General features: G+C 35.2%; 17 protein-coding genes and 1 pseudogene. 5 read left to right on the top strand and 13 right to left on the bottom strand.

All coding sequences use genetic code 11. The annotated features are described in order from the left end of the window. Nucleotides 1-768, bottom strand: a 768-nt coding sequence (rluF, locus tag ACIQ2S_RS04525) for a 23S rRNA pseudouridine(2604) synthase RluF (RefSeq protein ID WP_396173244.1), incomplete at its 3' end; no start/stop codon positions are given. A 117-nt stretch (nucleotides 769-885) separates the two neighbouring features. Between rluF and ACIQ2S_RS04520 the strand changes: the two genes are divergently transcribed. Continuing rightward, complete coding sequence (locus ACIQ2S_RS04520; RefSeq protein WP_396173241.1) at nucleotides 886-2556, top strand: S8 family peptidase; 1671 nt, start codon at nucleotides 886-888, stop codon at nucleotides 2554-2556. Here ACIQ2S_RS04520 and ACIQ2S_RS04515 read toward each other — a convergent pair. The 3 genes from ACIQ2S_RS04515 to ACIQ2S_RS04505 are packed head-to-tail and all read right to left on the bottom strand — an operon-like array spanning nucleotide 2546 to nucleotide 5328. Beyond that, nucleotides 2546-3400, bottom strand: a complete 855-nt coding sequence (locus ACIQ2S_RS04515; RefSeq protein ID WP_396173238.1) for an alpha/beta hydrolase — start codon at nucleotides 3398-3400, stop codon at nucleotides 2546-2548. The genes ACIQ2S_RS04520 and ACIQ2S_RS04515 overlap by 11 nt on opposite strands. 29 nt (nucleotides 3401-3429) lie before the next feature. Further along, entirely contained in the window at nucleotides 3430-4209 is a 780-nt protein-coding gene (locus ACIQ2S_RS04510) for a zinc ribbon domain-containing protein (protein ID WP_396173236.1), read from the bottom strand. A gap of 3 nt (nucleotides 4210-4212) precedes the next feature. Continuing rightward, nucleotides 4213-5328: a Nif3-like dinuclear metal center hexameric protein gene (locus ACIQ2S_RS04505; RefSeq protein WP_396173234.1), complete on the bottom strand. Its 1116-nt coding sequence runs from the start codon at nucleotides 5326-5328 to the stop codon at nucleotides 4213-4215. A gap of 73 nt (nucleotides 5329-5401) precedes the next feature. Between ACIQ2S_RS04505 and lpxK the strand changes: the two genes are divergently transcribed. The 3 genes from lpxK (at nucleotide 5402) to ACIQ2S_RS04490 (ending at nucleotide 8601) form a co-directional block, all read left to right on the top strand. After that, nucleotides 5402-6427: a tetraacyldisaccharide 4'-kinase gene (lpxK, locus tag ACIQ2S_RS04500; RefSeq protein ID WP_396173232.1), complete on the top strand. Its 1026-nt coding sequence runs from the start codon at nucleotides 5402-5404 to the stop codon at nucleotides 6425-6427. Then, the gene (locus ACIQ2S_RS04495) at nucleotides 6399-7211 is read left to right on the top strand and encodes a purine-nucleoside phosphorylase (protein WP_396173229.1); all 813 of its coding nucleotides are present in this window, start codon (nucleotides 6399-6401) and stop codon (nucleotides 7209-7211) included. Before lpxK ends, ACIQ2S_RS04495 begins: the two co-directional genes overlap by 29 nt. A 109-nt stretch (nucleotides 7212-7320) precedes the next feature. Further along, nucleotides 7321-8601, top strand: a complete 1281-nt coding sequence (locus ACIQ2S_RS04490; protein ID WP_396173226.1) for an amidohydrolase family protein — start codon at nucleotides 7321-7323, stop codon at nucleotides 8599-8601. On the opposite strand, the gene ACIQ2S_RS04485 is transcribed toward ACIQ2S_RS04490, so the two are convergent. The 9 genes from ACIQ2S_RS04485 to recF form a co-directional block, all read right to left on the bottom strand. Then, nucleotides 8598-10772, bottom strand: a complete 2175-nt coding sequence (locus tag ACIQ2S_RS04485) for a response regulator (protein WP_396173224.1) — start codon at nucleotides 10770-10772, stop codon at nucleotides 8598-8600. The two genes, ACIQ2S_RS04490 and ACIQ2S_RS04485, sit on opposite strands and share 4 nt — an antisense overlap. Before the next feature lie 33 nt (nucleotides 10773-10805). Then, complete coding sequence (gene gap, locus ACIQ2S_RS04480; RefSeq protein ID WP_396173222.1) at nucleotides 10806-11816, bottom strand: type I glyceraldehyde-3-phosphate dehydrogenase; 1011 nt, start codon at nucleotides 11814-11816, stop codon at nucleotides 10806-10808. A 122-nt stretch (nucleotides 11817-11938) separates the two neighbouring features. After that, nucleotides 11939-12811 carry a lipoyl synthase gene (gene lipA / locus ACIQ2S_RS04475; protein WP_396173220.1) on the bottom strand — a complete coding sequence of 291 codons (873 nt, stop codon included), beginning with the start codon at nucleotides 12809-12811 and terminating at the stop codon, nucleotides 11939-11941. Nucleotides 12812-12917: 106 nt separating this feature from the next. Continuing rightward, complete coding sequence (locus ACIQ2S_RS04470; RefSeq protein WP_396173217.1) at nucleotides 12918-13472, bottom strand: RNA polymerase sigma factor; 555 nt, start codon at nucleotides 13470-13472, stop codon at nucleotides 12918-12920. After that, nucleotides 13463-14569 carry a glycosyltransferase gene (locus tag ACIQ2S_RS04465; protein WP_396173215.1) on the bottom strand — a complete coding sequence of 369 codons (1107 nt, stop codon included), beginning with the start codon at nucleotides 14567-14569 and terminating at the stop codon, nucleotides 13463-13465. Before ACIQ2S_RS04465 ends, ACIQ2S_RS04470 begins: the two co-directional genes overlap by 10 nt. Nucleotides 14570-14584: 15 nt before the next feature. After that, entirely contained in the window at nucleotides 14585-14788 is a 204-nt protein-coding gene (locus ACIQ2S_RS04460) for a membrane or secreted protein (protein WP_396173212.1), read from the bottom strand. Nucleotides 14789-14887: 99 nt separating this feature from the next. After that, nucleotides 14888-15901 carry a UDP-N-acetylmuramate dehydrogenase gene (murB, locus tag ACIQ2S_RS04455; RefSeq protein WP_396173210.1) on the bottom strand — a complete coding sequence of 338 codons (1014 nt, stop codon included), beginning with the start codon at nucleotides 15899-15901 and terminating at the stop codon, nucleotides 14888-14890. A 46-nt stretch (nucleotides 15902-15947) separates the two neighbouring features. Further along, entirely contained in the window at nucleotides 15948-16619 is a 672-nt protein-coding gene (locus ACIQ2S_RS04450; RefSeq protein WP_396173208.1) for a DUF2461 domain-containing protein, read from the bottom strand. 10 nt (nucleotides 16620-16629) lie between these two features. Next, nucleotides 16630-17709 carry a DNA replication/repair protein RecF gene (recF, locus tag ACIQ2S_RS04445; protein ID WP_396173206.1) on the bottom strand — a complete coding sequence of 360 codons (1080 nt, stop codon included), beginning with the start codon at nucleotides 17707-17709 and terminating at the stop codon, nucleotides 16630-16632. 167 nt (nucleotides 17710-17876) lie between these two features. Between recF and ACIQ2S_RS04440 the strand changes: the two are divergent. Beyond that, nucleotides 17877-18139 (top strand): annotated as a pseudogene (locus ACIQ2S_RS04440) (hypothetical protein); the annotation flags it as partial.

The following is an 18139-nucleotide window of genomic DNA, read 5'->3' as shown; positions in this document are numbered from 1 at the left end:
ATTTGATGCCATTGGTTTTTTTATTTCCACTTTTGGCAAACTCGCTTCTTCGGTTTTACTTGAAGGTTCAATCAGTTGGTTTAATTCAAGAATTTCAGAAGCCGTTAAATCGCGGTACCTGCCCACGGGAATATCCAAAGTAATATTGATAATTCGAACGCGTTTCAATGCCGTAACCTCATAACCTAAAAACTCACACATTCTTCTGATTTGACGGTTTAAACCTTGCGTCAAAACAATTTTAAATACGTTCGCGTTGATTTGCTCTACTTTACATTTGCGGGTGACTGTATCTAAAATAGGCACGCCATTGCCCATTTTTTGAATAAAACGGTCAGTAATGGGTTTGTCAACCGTTACTATATATTCTTTTTCGTGGTTGTTTCGTGCCCGAAGAATTTTATTGACGATGTCGCCGTCATTGGTCATAAAAATCAAACCTTCACTAGCTTTGTCTAATCTTCCAATCGGGAAAATACGTTCCGTATAGTTGATGTAATCAACAATGTTGTTTCGAACCGCTTGATTGGTCGTACATTCAATGCCTGTAGGTTTATTGAAGGCTAAATAAATAGGTTTTTCTCTGTTTTCGCGAATCAATTTTCCGTTCACGCGAATTTCATCTTTCTCAGAGACTTTAGTGCCCATTTCGGGAACAACGCCGTTAATGGTGACACGTCCTTCAGAAATAAGTCGGTCCGCTTCCCTCCGTGAACAAAAGCCTGATTCTGATAAAAATTTATTGATGCGTTTCAATTGCTCTTCCATGGTGCAAAAGTAAATCTAATTTCTTGAATACTGAAAAAATAGATTTCATTGATTCATTTATGGAAAAGTAGTAAATTGCACGAAAATTGTTGCGGTAGATTTTCTAATTGCTTTTAAATGAAAAAGTTATTTGTTATTTTTTTACTTTTTTATGTTGCTACTTTTTTCGGGCAAAGCCGAAAGGGAATGTTTCAATTGGATCTAACCAGTAATCAACATGAACTTTACGTGTCGTTACCAGAGGTTGTCTTAGACGGAACAGACGATTATAATCGGTTAGTTTTTGAAACAAATAGTGCTTTGGCTCAATTGCAAGAAGTTTATGGGATGATCCTTGAAAAAGGTATACCCATTTCAGATGACAAATTAGAGGCAATGCTTGCGACTTCCCAAAAATTGGGAGGTGATTTGCAAAAAATTTCAAAATTGCGAACTATTTTTAAAGTAATCATTCCCAATCCAACCAATGAACGACTTTTTGAATTAGCAACGCAATTGGAATTAATTGACGAGGTGGAATACAGTTGTTTGCTATCACTTCAGCCGGTTCGACCACCTTTTGATATTGCACCGGTTACCCCAAATTTTGAGCTCTTTCAAACGTATTTAGGGGCTAATCCCGGCGTAAATATGACCTTTGCATGGAATTTAAATGTTACTGGCAGTGGAATAAAAATACGAGATATTGAATATGGTTTTAATAAAAATCATGAGGAGTTACATCAAATAAATACTTTTCTTGCTACAGGAATGACTATCAATAGTGCTGCATCTGTTGATTTTACCGAGCACGGCACAGCTACTTTTGGCACCGTTATCGGGCATAAAGGACTCTACGGAATTTCAGGTTTGGCCTATGGGGCAACCGAAATGATTTTATTTCCCGAGTGGCAAATTTCAGGTTATAACCGCGTTTTCGCTGTTTCGCAAGCTATAGCCAATTCAGTGCTTGGAGATGTAATAATTTATGAAATGCAAACGGGTGGTCAAGGTGGTCAATTTGTGCCCGCAGAATTTAATACGCTGATTTGGGATTTAACAGCTGCCGCTTCTGCTTCGGGAATTATTGTAGTGGCTGCAGCAGGAAATGGAGCTCAAAATTTAAATAGTACCTATTATCAAAACTATATGAATTTAGGGAATAGCGGTGCCATCATTGTTGGAGCAGGTACGTCCAATCTTTCGCATAACAGAATATTTTATAGCACTTTCGGAACTCGTGTAGATGTACAAGGTTGGGGAGAAAATCTTTTTACAACCGGTTATGGTGATGCTCAAAATATTGGAAATGATTTTAATCAATATTACACCAATTTTGCAGGAACAAGTTCGGCAACAGCAATGGTAGCTGGTTGTGTAGTGGTTTTGCAATCGTATCATTTTAGTTTAACCGGTGGTTATCTAACGGGCCCGCAAATGCGAACCATTTTAAAAGATACCGGTGTCCCTCAAGGAAATGCGGCATCTGGAAACATCGGGCCCTTGCCAAATATACAAGCAGCGATGCAGGCTATTTACGATAATTATGCGTTGTCAGTTGCTACGGAAAACACTATTGAATTTACAGTTTATCCCAATCCGGTTCAAAATCAATTGACGTTAATGTACGGTTCTGAAGTTTCTCCTGAAGCAAAAGTGGAGTTATACAACGCATTAGGTCAGTTGGTTTATCAATCAACACTTTCGCAAGCTAAAGAAATTGATTGTTCGACTTTAATGAATGGTTTTTACTTTGTTAAAGTAACAGCCAATGGAAAATCTACTACTAAAAAAATCATCAAGAGTTAGAGTTCTCAAATAAGTAATTATATATTTTTTGATACAATTCATCGTCATGCATGCTGTGGCCCAAACCTTTGGTTTCTATAAATTGAGCGTTTGTCCAACCTTTCGCAATTTTTTTACCCTCTTTGATCGAAACTACAGTATCTTCGGTATCATGCACAATCAAGCCGCTAATTTTTAGTTTAGAACCTAAGTCCATCCCTGAAAATTCTTTCACTTTAATTTGAAAATTTTCCCAATAAAAATTTTCAAATAATTGCATGACACGATGGTTCAAACTTAAAATAGCCGCATAATTTTTAAGTAAGATTTCCAAATCGGCGGGTGCTCCAAGCAGGATCATTTTTTCGATGGAATCATTCGTGTAATTTGCTTGAAAATATAAACAAGCAGACCCTCCAATCGAATGGCCAAGTAAGTAATTTGGTTTGAATTTTTGAACAACTACATTCAAAAACTGAGCATAGATTGGAACGCTGAACTCTTTCCCGTTGGCCAACCCATGTGCCGGTCCGTCTAAAGCAATAATGGTGCTTCCAGATTTTTGTAAATAAGGGAAAAAGTTTTCCCAACGAGCGGCATTGCTTTCCCAGCCATGAACCAGTAAAATTTTTGTTTCATTACCTTTCCACACATAAACAGGAAATTGATGCGAATCTAATGTTAAAAACTCGTGTGAAGCTTCTTTAAGTATCGAAGGAATTAATTGTATTTTCAGTCGTCCGTTGCGAGGTTCGCTGAAAAATTTATAAGCAAGTTGTAGTGCTTTTTTGGGACACACAAAACTGAGAAAGTTGATATATAACCCAAGGGATTTTGCAATTAAAAAATTGATACTTTTTTTCATAAAAAAACCCCAATTTGGGGTTTTGAGTATTATATGTTATTGAAAACTTGCTCCATTTTTTCTCGTTCCTCAGCAGCAAGAACAGAGTCTACTAAAATTCGGCCACTGTGCTCGTCAGTGATGATTTTTTTGCGTGCAGCAATTTCAACTTGTGTTTGAGGTGGAATTGTAAAGAATGATCCGGCAGATGCTCCTCTTTCGATAGAAACTACCGCTAATCCGTTGCGAACACTACTTCTAATTCTATGGTAAGCAGCTAATAAACGTTCTTCAGTATTGTTGGAATATTCAGCAGAAAGATTCGTTAAAAACTCTTCTTCTTTTTGTGTTTCTGCCATGATATCACCTAATTCCGCTTTTTTGTGTTCTAGGTGACTTTGTTTAGCGTTTAATCGTTCTTGAGCTTCAGAAACTTGCGTTTTTTTGTACTCGATAGAAGCTTTCATTTCTTTAATATGCTTTTCAGCTAATTGAATTTCTAATTCCTGAAATTCGATTTCTTTTGTTAAAGAGTTGAATTCTCTATTGTTACGAACGTTTTTTTGTTGGTCGGTATATTTTTTTATACCTTCTTTGTGAGCTTCAATTGCATTTTTCTTTCCTTTGATTTGATCGTCAATGGTATCTAAATCAGATTTTAATTTTTCTGAACGAGCTTTTAAACCAGCTACTTCATCTTCTAAATCTTGTACTTCCAGAGGTAGTTCTCCTCTTACATTTCTAATTTCATCAATTCTTGAGTCGATTAACTGCAAATTATAGAGTGCTCTTAATTTGTCTTCTACACTCATTTCTTTTACGTTTGTCATAGTTTAAAAGTACTTAACTGGATTTGTATTCTCTTCTGATAAAATAATTCTGCCTTCAGGCAAGGCAGGTGCAAAATTAGTAATTTTTTTGATAAGAAAATCAACTATATAGTTTTTTGTGTAACGTTCGCTTTCAAAATGTCCGATGTCTGCCAAAAGCATCTGATTTTCAGCCTCATAGAACTGATGGTATTTCAAATCGGCGGTAATAAAAGCATCGGCACCGGCTGCTTTAGCTTTGGCAATTGCAAAACTTCCGGATCCGCCTAAAACGGCTACTTTCTTGATTTTTTTACCTAAAAAAGCACTGTGTCTGATACCTTCACATTGCAATTTGTCCTTTACCAACGTTAAAAATTCACTTTCAGAAAGTTCCGTTTCCAATTCGCCAATCATTCCCAAGCCAATATTTTGATGTTGGTTTTGGAGTTCGTAAATTTCATAAGCCACTTCTTCGTAGCAATGATTTATGAATAGTGCTTTTAAAATTTTTGATTCTAAGTGTTTTTCAAAAGTAACTTCCAATTTAATTTCTTCGTTTTCTACAAACTCAAAACGTTCGCCAATTTCCGGATTGCTGTTCTCATTTCCCATGTATGTTCCAATACCTTTGGAGTTGAAACTGCAATCTTCATAATTTCCAATAGTACCTGCACCCGCATCAAAGAGAGCATTTCGAAGTTGTTCGTGATTTTCAGAAATGGTGTAGGTCACTAATTTTCGGATGAATTTTTCTTTTGGAATTAAAATCGTTGTTTTGGTCAAGCCTAAATGGTTGCAAACAATTTTATTGACACCTTCTTTGTGATTGTCCAAAGCGGTATGTACAGCATAGATGGCAATGTCGTTTTTAATTGCTTTGATAATGCTTCGTTCTACATAGTTTTTTCCGGTAATTTTTTTTAATCCTGAAAAAAGTATCGGATGAAAACTGACAATCAAATTGCATTCTTTTGCGATTGCTTCATCAACAACAGCTTCCAGTGCATCATGACAGATTAAAATTCCGGTGATTTGCTGACCTGGATTTCCGGTTAGCAAACCTACGTTGTCAAAATCTTCAGCATAGGCGAGTGGGGCCATTTCTTCAAGAACCGAAAGTATCGTTTGTAATTTCATATAAGGTTTGATTATTCGCGAGTGAGGTGAATATTAATTTTATTCAAAGATAAAAAATAGCTACTTTCGTACCATGATTCTTTTGCGAAAAATATTCTTTCCTTTCTCTATTTTGTATGGAATTGTTACTGCCATTCGTAATTATTTATATGATCAAGGTTTTTTGAAATCCTATTCCTTTCAAACTCCTGTAATCGTCGTGGGAAATTTAAGTGTTGGTGGTACGGGTAAAACACCTCAAATTGAATATTTGATTCGTCTTTTTTCTGATAGGTATCGCGTAGCCACGTTAAGTCGTGGTTACAAACGAAAATCGGAAGGATTTGTTTTAGCCAACGAAAAAAGTACGGTAGAAGAAATAGGCGATGAACCTTTTCAGTTTTTTAAAAAGTTTGACACTATTCTAGTGGCTGTTGATGCCCATCGAAAAAATGGTATTGAGCAATTACTTTTACAAGAAAAAAAGCCGGAAATAATTTTGTTAGATGATGCCTTTCAGCACCGAAAAGTAAAGGCAGGATTCTATATTTTACTTACCTCCTTTGCTGATTTGTATGCTGATGATTGTATGCTTCCTGCAGGAAACCTTCGTGAATATCGGTCAAATGCAAACAGAGCTGATGTGATAATTGTAACTAAATGTCCGCCGAATTTATCGCAAGAATCGCAACAGATTGTTAGAAATAAGCTGAATAGTAAAGAAAACCAACACTTATTTTTCAGTGCAATAACGTATGACGAATATTGTTTTTCTGAACATGAAAGAAAGCCAGTTGAACTACTCAAACAAACCGATAAAGTTTTAGTTGCGGGAATTGCCAAACCGGAACCTTTTTTCGATTATTTAAAAAATGATTCAGATGTTGTTTTGAAATTTTCAGACCATCATGATTTTACTTCCGAAGAAATTGAATCGATTAGAAATCAAGCATCCGGAAAACCAATCATCACTACAGAAAAAGATTTTATGCGTTTGCAGGGAAAAATACCTGCACAACAACTTTTCTATTTACCTATTCAATCATCAATTATAGCTCAAAAAGACTTATTTGATCAAATACTACTCAATTATGTGGGACAAAGTTCAGGAAACTGTTAGTTATTTAAAAGGAAGAACCACTATCAGTCCGGAGTTCGGTGTTATTCTTGGTTCGGGACTGGGTTCGTTTACAAATGATATGGAAATTGAATGTACAATTCCCTATGAAGAGATTCCCAATTTCCCTGTTTCAACTGTTTTGGGGCACAAAGGAGCACTTGTTTTTGGAAAAGTAGGGACTAAAAGCGTGGTAGCCATGCAGGGACGTTTTCATTTTTATGAAGGATATGATATGCAAACGGTTACTTTTCCGGTGCGGGTGCTGAAGTATTTGGGAATCAATCAATTAATCGTTTCCAATGCGGCCGGTTGTGTAAATTCGGATTATAAAGTGGGTGATGTGATGCTGATTAAAGATCATATCAATTTTTTTCCCGAGCACCCATTACGAGGTAAAAATGATGAACGTTTCGGACCTCGGTTTGTAAATATGAGTGAGCCTTATTCCAAAAGTTTACGAAACAGGGCAAAGGTAATAGCTGCATTACACGGAATTGATTTGAAGGAAGGAATTTATTTAGGATTGCAAGGTCCTACTTTTGAAACGTTGGCAGAATATAAAATGGTAAAAATTTTAGGTGCTGATTGTGTGGGAATGTCTACTGTTCCGGAGGTAATCGTTGCTCGTCACATGAATTTGGACTGTCTGGGAATTTCTGTGGTTACTGATATGGGTGACGAAGACAGTATTATGGAAGTAAATCATCAAGAAGTTTTAGAAGCAGCAAAAAAAGCTGAACCGGTTGTTCGCAAATTAATCAAGGAATTTATTTTGAGTTTTTAATTCATTCTTTGTCATTTTAAGAATGAATAAATTGTACTTTTCAACTAGTCAATGCTTTAGATTTGTATATTTGGACAAGTAGATCTTCATTTAACTAAATCAAAACTATATGAGAACTTCATTATTGCTATTGTTTTCTTTACTTTTTACATTTTCTTTTTTTGCCCAAGACACTTATTTGCATTGTGGAAAAGTACTAGACACGCAGACTGGCAAAGTACTTTCCAACAAAACAATTTTAGTTTCAGGAACAAAAATCACTAAAATTTTAGATGGATTCGTTACCAAAGTAAATAGGGAAGATGTTGAAATTGATTTAAAAAATAAGTTTGTTCTTCCAGGTCTTATCGATATGCATGTACATATTGAAAAAGAAACAAATAGTGCAAGTTATTCGGCAAAATTTACAGAAAATGAAGCAGATGTTGCTTTTGAATCCGCTCGTATTGCTGAGGTTACCCTGATGGCAGGATTTACAACCGTCCGTGATTTAGGTGGAACAGGCGTGAATATTTCGCTTCGAAATGCTATCAATAAAGGAACTGTGAAAGGTCCGCGAATTTTTACTGCAGGAAAATCAATTGCAACCACCGGAGGACATGCTGATCCGACGAATGGAAGCAGTAGAAAATTAATGGGCGATCCGGGTCCGCTTGAAGGAGTCATTAATTCGCCAGAAGATGCTGTAAAAGCGGTTCGTCAACGATACAAAGAAGGTGCAGATGTGATCAAAATTACCTCTACAGGCGGTGTTTTAAGTGTTGCAAAAAATGGTAAAAATCCACAGTTTACTTTAGAAGAAATTAAAGCCGTTACTTCCACCGCTAAAGACTATGGAATGTTAACAGCCGCTCATGCTCATGGAGACGAAGGAATGCAACGAGCCATTTTGGGAGGTATCAAAACCATTGAACACGGTACGTTTATGAGTAGTGAAACCATGGAATTGATGAAAAAGTATGATGCTTATTTAGTTCCAACCATAACTGCAGGTAAAAGTGTGGCCGAAAATGCCAAAACAACCGGTTTCTATCCGGAGATGGTTCGTGTAAAAGCTTTAGAAGTGGGGCCGCAAATTCAAGCCACTTTTGGAAAAGCATATAAAAGTGGCGTGAAAATAGCATTTGGCACCGATGCGGGTGTTTTTCCGCACGGAACCAATGCAAAAGAGTTTACGTATATGGTCGAAGCAGGTATGCCAGCATTAGCTGCCATTCAATCAGCTACTATTACCAATGCAAAATTATTAGGACTGGATAATGAAATCGGACAAATTAAAGAGAGTTTTATTGCAGATATTATTGCAGTAGGTGAAAATCCGATTGATAAAATTACAACTTTAGAAACTATTATTTTTGTGATGAAAGACGGTAAAATTTACAAGTACTAATTCAATTGTTGAGCAATTACTTGATAAAAATTATCCGGATTGAAAGGTTTGGTAATTACATCAGTCATTCCATACGAAAGGAGCATTTCTCTATTTTCGTTCAGCGAAATGGCTGTTAAGGCAATTATTGGTATAGTTGGATTGAATTCTCGAATCTTTTTTGTGGCTTCTGTTCCATTAATTCCTGGTAGGTGCACATCCATAAGCACTAAATCATAGTGATTTTTTTTCACCGCTTCAATGGCATCTTCTCCATTGTCGATGATTTCGCAAGTAATATTTTTGCTTTCCAACATTTTTTTAGTAATCATCTGGTTGATTTTGTTGTCTTCAACAATCAGTAGGTGCTTGTTATGGAAAACAATTCCGTTGTATTCTTTTTTTGTTTCAATAAAGGTTTGTTCCCCTAATTTGAAGTCAATTACAAAGGAAAATACGGATCCTTTTCCTTCGACACTCCGCAATTTTATATCACCTCCCAGTAACTCCACCAATCTTTTTACGATAGCTAAACCCAATCCGGTTCCGCCATATTTACGATTAATTTCAACAGATCCTTGTGAGAAACTTTCAAAAATTGTGGCTTGCTTGTCTTCGGGAATACCTATCCCTGTGTCTGAAATTTCAAACAATATAGAGCTAATATCCTCTTTTTTGTTAACTATAGAAGCAGCAAGTAGTACTTTACCATGACTGGTAAATTTTAAAGAGTTATTAATTAAATTGATAAATATTTGTGAAAGTTTGGTTGGGTCACCAATCAAATTATCCGGAATGTCATTATCCAGCTTTAAAATAAATTCATTTGAATTTTTGCTGGCAAAATCCATGAATGATTGATGCAAATCATCTAAAAGTTGTTTTAGGTTTAAATTGATATTTTCAATTTCTGTTTTTTCACTTTCTACACGGTTGATTTCTAGTATGTCGTTGATAAAGTTCAACAAATAATCTCCCGAAAATTTAAGGGAAGTTAAATATTGCAGCTGCGATTTTTTCGGATTTTCCTCAATTAACAAGTGGGTGATTCCATTAATGGCATTTAGTGGCGTTCGCAATTCATGACTAACTGTTGACAGGAACTCAGCTCTTGCTTGTGAAGCTTTTTCAGCTTTTTCTTTAGCTAATTGCAGTTCGTCATTGTTTTTCTGTAATAGTTTGTTGGTTTGGCTTCTAATAATATTATTTCTGTAAAGTGATAAACTCAGCATCGACAAAATTGAAATCAAAGCAATACTTAAAATGGATATTAACTTTGAGAATTTGGAAATGCGTTGCTGCTCTTTTTTTTCTTTATCTAAAAGTTCAATAGTTTTTAAACGTTCAGATTCTTTAAAATTTATCAAGTCTTCTTTGCCAATTCGTGCATTTCTAAGTTTGTTAATACTGTCATTGATAAGTAAGTACTGTTTCAAATTCATGTATGATTTTTCAATATTTAGTAAATTATCATAGGATTGACTAATTTTTTTCAAAGCTTTTGATTGCAATTCAAGATTGTTACTTTTTTTACTAAGCTCAAGAGACCGATTAAAGTAAATCAGTGCTAAATTATTTCTATTTCCTTTAAATTCTATTAAACCAATATAATACAAGGCTTCAGATTTTGCATTGAGCTGTACATTATCATCTGATTTTAAAACAACTGAATTTAAATAATTGGCGGCAATTTTATAATGACCTTTGGCATAATATACAATACCTTTTTGTAAGTTGATGAGCTCTTGAGCTCCTTGAATTTTCAATAGCTTATATATTTTTTCTGCTTTTTTAAAATAGGATTCAGCTGTCGTATAATTTTTCTTTTCTATATAACAAACACCTATTTCATAATAGGCAACAGCCAAATCGGGCATATACTCTAATTTTTCATACAGTGCAATGCTTAAGTTGTAGTTTTCAATAGCTTCTGAAGGTCTATTTATTTCTTGGTAAATTTTTCCAAACATTGCATAGGATTTCGCTTGCGACTCTGCGTTATTTTTGTATTTGGCTATAGTTAAGGCTTTTTGAATACTTTCCAAAGTACTGCCAAAGTCGTTTTTGCCTTTGTGGAATTTTGCTAATTCTAGGTAATAAGATGAGCTGTCAATTTTTACTCCAGAGAAGATATTTTTCTGTGCGTAGGTTGTTGCAAAGATAAAAAAGAAGAAATAGCAGATATGTCTCATTCCTAAAATGAATTATTTGAGATATAAATTTAACTATTTTTCCGAAATATAGGTGATTAAGTTTATAATTCTTGAAGAATATCCAATTTCGTTGTCATACCATCCTACAACTTTCACCATTTTGCCAATAACAGAGGTTAATTGTGCATCAAAAACACACGAGTTTTGGTTGCCGATAATATCCACTGAAACAATTGGATCTTCTGTGTAAGCCAGAATTCCTTTTAGTTTTCCCTCAGCAGCATTTTTAAACGCACTATTAATATCTTCAATGGAAACGTGTCTTTTTACATAACAGGTAATATCGGTTAGCGAGCCGTCGGGAACCGGGACGCGAATGCCACTTCCACCTATTTTTCCTTCCATTTCGGGAAAAATTTTCGTGAGAGCTTTCGCTGCTCCTGTAGTTGTTGGCACAATAGATTGTGAGGCTCCACGAGCTCTTCGTAAATCTTTGTGTGGTTGATCATGCAAACTTTGATCGGTTGTGTAGGAGTGAACGGTTGTAATATACGCTTGTTCAATACCACATAAATCATTGATGATTTGAATCATTGGAGCTGCATTGTTCGTTGTGCAACTAGCGTTTGAAATGATTACTTCCGAACCGTCTAAAATAGATTCGTTCACGCCTAATACAACTGTTTTAATGAGTTCATCTTCCGGAGGTGCCGACAATAGTACTTTTTTAGCTCCTGCAAGTAAATGTAAATTTGCTTCTGCGGTAGTTTTGAATTTTCCGGTAGCTTCTATAACGATAGCAACCTCTAACTTTTTCCAATTTAAATTTTCAATTTTCTTTTCATGGAAAAAAGGGTAATGATTTCCGTCAACTATAATTGAGAGGTCATCAAATGAAACACCATAAGGTAAAACGCCATGAATACTATCGTACTTGATTAAATGTGCCATCGTACGATTGTCGGCAATATCATTGATTGCAACTACTTCTATTGATGGATGATTAAGCAATAATCGGAACAGATTTCTGCCGATTCTTCCAAAACCATTGATAGCGACTTTAATTTTTGATTCAGGTTTCAAGTTTCAGGTTTCAGGTTTCAAGTTTCAGGTTTCAGGTTTCAGGTTTCAGGTTTCAGGTTTCAGGTTTCAAGTTTCAAATGACAGGCTTTGAACTTGAAACCTGAAACTTGAAACAATTATATTTATAAAATATGTTTTTGAGCGTGGTAAGAAGAACGAACCAACGCCCCACTTTCCACGTGACGAAATCCTAATTCTTTTCCAATCAATTCATATTTTTTGAATTGTTCCGGCGTAATAAATTCTTTTACCGGTAAGTGTTTTTTACTAGGCTGTAAATATTGACCAATAGTAACAATATCCACATTGGCATTTCGTAAGTCTTGCATGGTTTGAATCACTTCTTCTTCCGTTTCTCCCAATCCAAGCATGATGCCGGATTTGGTTCTCTTGATTCCTTTTGCTTTTAAATAGCTTAAAACTTCCAAACTTCTATCGTATTTTGCTTGAATGCGGACCTCCCGTGTGAGTCGTCGTACGGTTTCCACATTATGTGAAACTACCTCAGGGTTGGCTTCTACAATACGGTCGATGTTTCGTTCGTTTCCTTGAAAATCAGGAATTAGTGTTTCTAACGTTGTTTGTGGATTCATTCGTCTAATAGCTTGAATCGTTTCAAACCAAATAATCGAACCCATATCTTTTAAATCATCACGGTCAACACTCGTAATAACCGCATGTTTGATGTTCATGATTTTGATGGAACGAGCCACTTTTTCAGGTTCATCCCAATCCACCGTTTCAGGTCTGCCGGTTTTTACACCACAAAAACCACAGGAACGCGTACAAATATTTCCTAAAATCATGAATGTGGCTGTTCCTTCTCCCCAACATTCACCCATATTTGGGCAACTTCCGGAGGTACAAATAGTGTTGAGTTTGTATTTGTCAACCAAGCCTCGAAGTTCGGTGTATTTTTGCCCGGTGGGGAGTTTTACACGTAGCCATTTTGGTTTGCCTATTGGCGGTTGTACAGTATCTAAAACAGTATTCATGCGTCTATTTTTTTGTGGAACAAAGATAGAAAAAGATTATGTAAATCTCTTTTTGGATGAAGGTTTTAAGATTTTATTTGAAGTTGTTTATAACGCTATTGAAAAGTTACCTGCTACTTCCCTCAATAATTTCAGCCAGTAATTTTTTGGCACGAAGCAATTTTACTTTCACATTGCTTAATGGTTCGCTGAGGTGTTCGGCAATTTCCGCATAACTCATTTCCTGAAAATACCGCATTTGAATCACTTCCTGGTAATGGGGTTTTAATTCTTTTACAAATTGCAGCAATCGGGAAAGATTTTGTTCCGTAATCAGTATGTCTTCCGCGGAAGGAGAACTATCGGCAACATTATAAGCAATGTGGTCTTCTTCGTCGGTTATGTCAATAAAGAGTGTTGTTTTCTTTTTTCTAAGCATGTCGATATGCACATTTTTTGCAATGGCAATCAACCAAGTGTTGAATTGAAATTCCGGATTGTAACTTGCTAGTTTGTCGAATGCTTTCGAAAAGGTGTCAATCGTGATGTCTTCCGCATCGGTTTCGTTTTCGGTACGTTTGAGCATAAAACCATACACTTCGTTCCAATACATATCCAGTAAGGAAGTAAAAGCAACTTGGTCGCCTTTTTTAGCTTTTTCTATGAGTTGAATTATTTCCAATGTACGGGTTTTGAAAACATGTTGGTAAAAAACACATTGAGGTGTGTAACCAATAATGCAATTTCAATGATTGGGTACCAATACATAACGTCTTTTTCCTTTAGTTTATTAGCTGCATAGCCAAGAGAAATCCATGAAAACAAGTAACGACCTGCAATTAACGAAGTCACAATAATCCATTCGTGTTGAAATGCCAATAAAAATATGGCAAGAACTAAAAACAAAAATTGCGTGATAAAGAATAATCCCAATTGAAAACGGTCAAAAGACTTGTAGTGTTTTGCAGTGGAAACATGTCGTCTTTTTTGATTGAACCATTCTGCAAAAGTTGTCTTCGGTTTTGAGTACGTAAAGCTATCCGGTGAAAAACAAATGGTTGTATTTTTAGAATCCGAAGCTTGGTTGATAAATAAATCATCGTCGCCCGAACGCAATTTTATGTGTTCGATAAAACCATTGACTTTAAAAAATTCCTCGCGTTTGTAAGCTAAATTTCTTCCGACACCCATATACGGTTTGCCTATTTTTGCCCAGGAGAAATATTGAGTAGCAGTTAACAGCGTTTCAAAACGAATTAATTTATTTAAAAACGACCCATTTATTTTTTCATAGGCTCCATAACCTAAAACGATGGTTCTTTTCAATGTAAAATTAGAGCTCATTTCCTTGATCCATTCTTTGGAATTGGGATAACAATCGGCATCCATAAATAGCAAATATTCGTTTTTGGCAGCTTTTATTCCTAGGGTTAAAGCAAACTTTTTATTGCCCCAAAAAGTTTCATTGTTTTTTACTTTAACTAATTTTATGTTGCTGTGCTTTTTCTCAAGCTCTTCAAAAATTTCCAATGTATTGTCGCTGGAAGAATCGTCAATCAACACCAATTCAAAGTCAGGATAATTTTGTTCTAAAAGAAGCGGAACAAAATTTTTGATGTTTTCTTCCTCATTTTTAGCACAAATAATTACCGAAATGGGTATGCGTTTGGGAGTATTGGCCTGCATTTTAGCAAACGAAAACTTCCCGAAAATAACACTATAATAAATGAATTGAAGCAGTACTATGCCAAAAAAAACATAGAGCAGAATATCTAACATGTTCACCGTCTGAAATTAAGAATGGGTAGGTTCTGAACAGTCTTTCATTTGTTCAGGTGTTTTTCCGCAATAGCTACAGTTTTCACCGTCTTTATTTAAGAATGGACTTTGGCTTGCGCAAGTTCCGGAAAACTTTCCGTCTTTTTTTGCCCAAATTTTAATAGCAATTCCAGCAAAAGCTACCGCTAAAAGACCAATGGTAATTATTATCAGTTTCATTTTCCTTGTAGATTTTTGTTGTGCAAAGATACAAAAATCTGTTCTGTTAAAATTGTTATTTAGGATATTCTTTAACAGAAAAAAGGAGTTTCGGGCTAATTAAATAATATTTACTTCCGCCTGAATAGCTATTCCATACGTTTTAAGAACGGTCTCTTGAATATCATGAGCAACCGCTAAAATTTCCTGTCCGGTCGCGTTGCCGTAATTCACCAAAACCAGAGCTTGATTTTTATGAATTCCAGCATCACCAAAACGTTTGCCTTTGAAGCCGGCTTGCTCGATGAGCCAACCCGCGGGAACTTTTACTTCCGTTTCAGAAACCACATAATGGGGCATGTCCGGAAATTGCTGTTGTATTTTTTCGAAATCTGTTTTTAAAATAACCGGATTTTTAAAAAAACTACCGCTGTTTCCAAGTTCTTTCGGATCGGGTAATTTACTTTTTCTGATGGCAATCACTGCATTGCTTACATCTTTTAAGGTTGGATTTGAAATGTTCTGGTTGGCCAATTCCGTTTCAATGGCACCATACGAAGTATTTAGTTGATGGTTTCGTTTGGTGAGTTTAAATACGACTGATGTGATAATAAATTCGTCTTTCACTTCATTTTTAAAAATACTTTCCCGATAGCCAAATTTGCACTCATCCTTTTTAAAAACTACCAATTCTTGCGTTTCAATGTGCAAAGCTTCGCACAACACAAAAGTGTCTTTGATTTCCGCTCCATAAGCTCCGATATTTTGAATAGGAGTGGTGCCCACATTTCCCGGAATTAAGGAAAGATTTTCCAATCCTCCTAAATTTTGATCAATGGTCCAACTAACAAACTCGTGCCAATTTTCTCCGGCTTGACTTTCTACCCAAGCAAAATCGTCATTTTCATCAATGATTTCTTTGCCTTTTAAATCCACATGAATGACCAAAGCATCAATGTTTTGAGTCAGTAACATATTGCTTCCGCCACCTAAAATAAATTTCTTAGTTGTTGGGTTTTCTGTTAAAACTGTTTGAAGTTCGGCTATTGAATGAACGGCAACAAATTGTTTGGCTTTGGCTTCGATTCCAAAAGTGTTGTAGGTTTTTAGCGAATAATCAGTTAGAATTTCCATGAAAATAAATAAATTTAAGAGGTAAATGTTGGTGAAATTATCAAAACTATTCCGTTAAAATGGCTCTGTTTAAAAATTCATTCAAAGGTTTTAACGCCAGAAGTTTAGCAGCAATCACCGAAGCAGCATTTTTGTCTAAAGCAACAGCTGTATCGATTTTTTGTGACGCCGTTACGCTTTTTAGTTTCAGATATTCAATTGCCGGATGGTCTTTTTCGTAATCTTTAGGAGCAGTCTTTAATACATGACTCGGGTCTCGATCTAAATCTTTAAATTCTTTTTTAAAGTTTTTACTTTGGATAATTTCTTCTAATTCGTCATGAAAAAAGGCAATCTCCTTGCGTATTTTTTTTAAATCTGAGGCCTCCGGACAATACAATCCGCCCGCGATGAAACAATGGTCGTTGTCAATTTGAACGTAGTATCCGGGAGCATTTTTTACGTTTGGATTGACCGACATCCAAATACCCATATGTGTTTTATACGGCGATTTGTCTTTTGAAAATCGGATGTCGCGATTGATTCGGAACGTGCAATTTTTCACTTGCAGATTACTCAAATTTGAATCTCCTTGAATCATTAGCTCCAATAAATCAGCAATCAGCTGATGGTACTCCCTTTTATAGTTTTCATAACGTGTTTTATTCGCCAGAAACCATTCGCGATTGTTGTTGTCTTTTAAATCAGCAAGAAATTCTAAAGAAGATTTTTGAATCATAATTTCAAGATTAAAGATTAAAAATTTTATATTCTTGATGGGTTGATTTTACGATGGATTCTGTCCGTTCCGAATGTGTATCAGAAATAAAAAGTTGTCCGAATTCATCATTATTCACCATTTCAACAATTTTACTTACACGGGTTTCGTCCAATTTGTCAAAAATATCATCAAATAATAAAATGGGCTTTTGACCACTTTGCTTTTTTAAAAATTCAAACTGAGCCAATTTCAAAGCAATTAAAAACGACTTCTGCTGTCCTTGTGAACCGAATTTTTTGATGGAATGATGATTGATTTCAAAAGACAAATCATCTTTGTGAATGCCAACCGAAGTATATTGCAACGCACGGTCTTTGCTTAAATTTTCATCGAATAAAGTTAAAATATCTTTTTCAAAAAGCTGACTTTCATAAATCAATTGTACTTCTTCAGCAGAATCGGTAATGATTTTATGGTGGTCATTGAAAATTGGAATAAATTCTGATAAAAATTGTTGCCGTTTTTCAAAAATTGCTACCGCTAATGATTCTAATTGCTCATTGTACACTTGTAGCGTATCTTTTTCGAATAGATGATTTAAAGCAAAATATTTCAAAAGAGCATTCCGTTGCACGATTATTTTCTGATAATTAATCAATTGAGTGAGGTATACTTTGTCGGATTGTGAAATAACACTATCCATGAATTTTCTGCGTGTTTCACTTCCTTCTACAATTAAATCTCTGTCGGCGGGAGAAATAATCACCAATGGAACAAACCCCACATGGTCTGAAAACTTCTCATAGATTTTGCCGTTTCTTTTTAATACTTTCTTTTGGCCTTTTTTAAGACTGCATACTATTTGTTCGGATCTTGTATCTTTTTCAAATTCGCCATCAATTACAAAAAATTCTTCATCGTGTTTAATATTCTGCACAGCTTGTGGGTTAAAATAACTTTTACCATAAGCCAAATGATAAATAGCATCAAGCACATTGGTTTTTCCAATGCCGTTTTTTCCTACCAAACAATTGATTTTGGTTTCGAAGTCGAACTGAACTTCAGAAAAATTCTTATAATTGAGTAAAGTTATCCGTTTTAAAAACAAGGTAAAAAGTTATTTAATTTCAATATTTTCGGGCATTCAGCGAAGATATCCGGCATCTGGTTTATTCCGACAAATAATCTGCTGCAAATTATTCAAAAATATCCAAAAAAAGGTCTTTTAAATTTCAATAAATATTATATTTTTGCGGCTCATTAAATTTAAAATAAATGGCAACATATAATAAAAGAGGCTTTAAAGCATCGAAACCAAAAGATATTGAAGATATTGAACAGAATGTAGATATAGATGTAAAAAATAGTACTACTGCAGAGGTTTTCAGTACATTGGATGAAAATGCATCAAAGGCTGAGCAGTGGGTAGCTAAAAATCAAAAATTCATTTTTATATTTTTAGGAGCGGTTGCTCTTTTGACTGTCGGTTATTTGTCATATAACAAATTTATTAAAGAACCTAAAGAAATTGAAGGTGC

This window comes from Flavobacterium sp. (assembly GCF_044371705.1).
In the GTDB taxonomy this organism is placed as follows: domain Bacteria; phylum Bacteroidota; class Bacteroidia; order Flavobacteriales; family Flavobacteriaceae; genus Flavobacterium.
The sequence above is the reverse complement of the archived record's forward strand: the minus strand, read 5'-3'. Positions and strand labels throughout refer to the sequence as shown.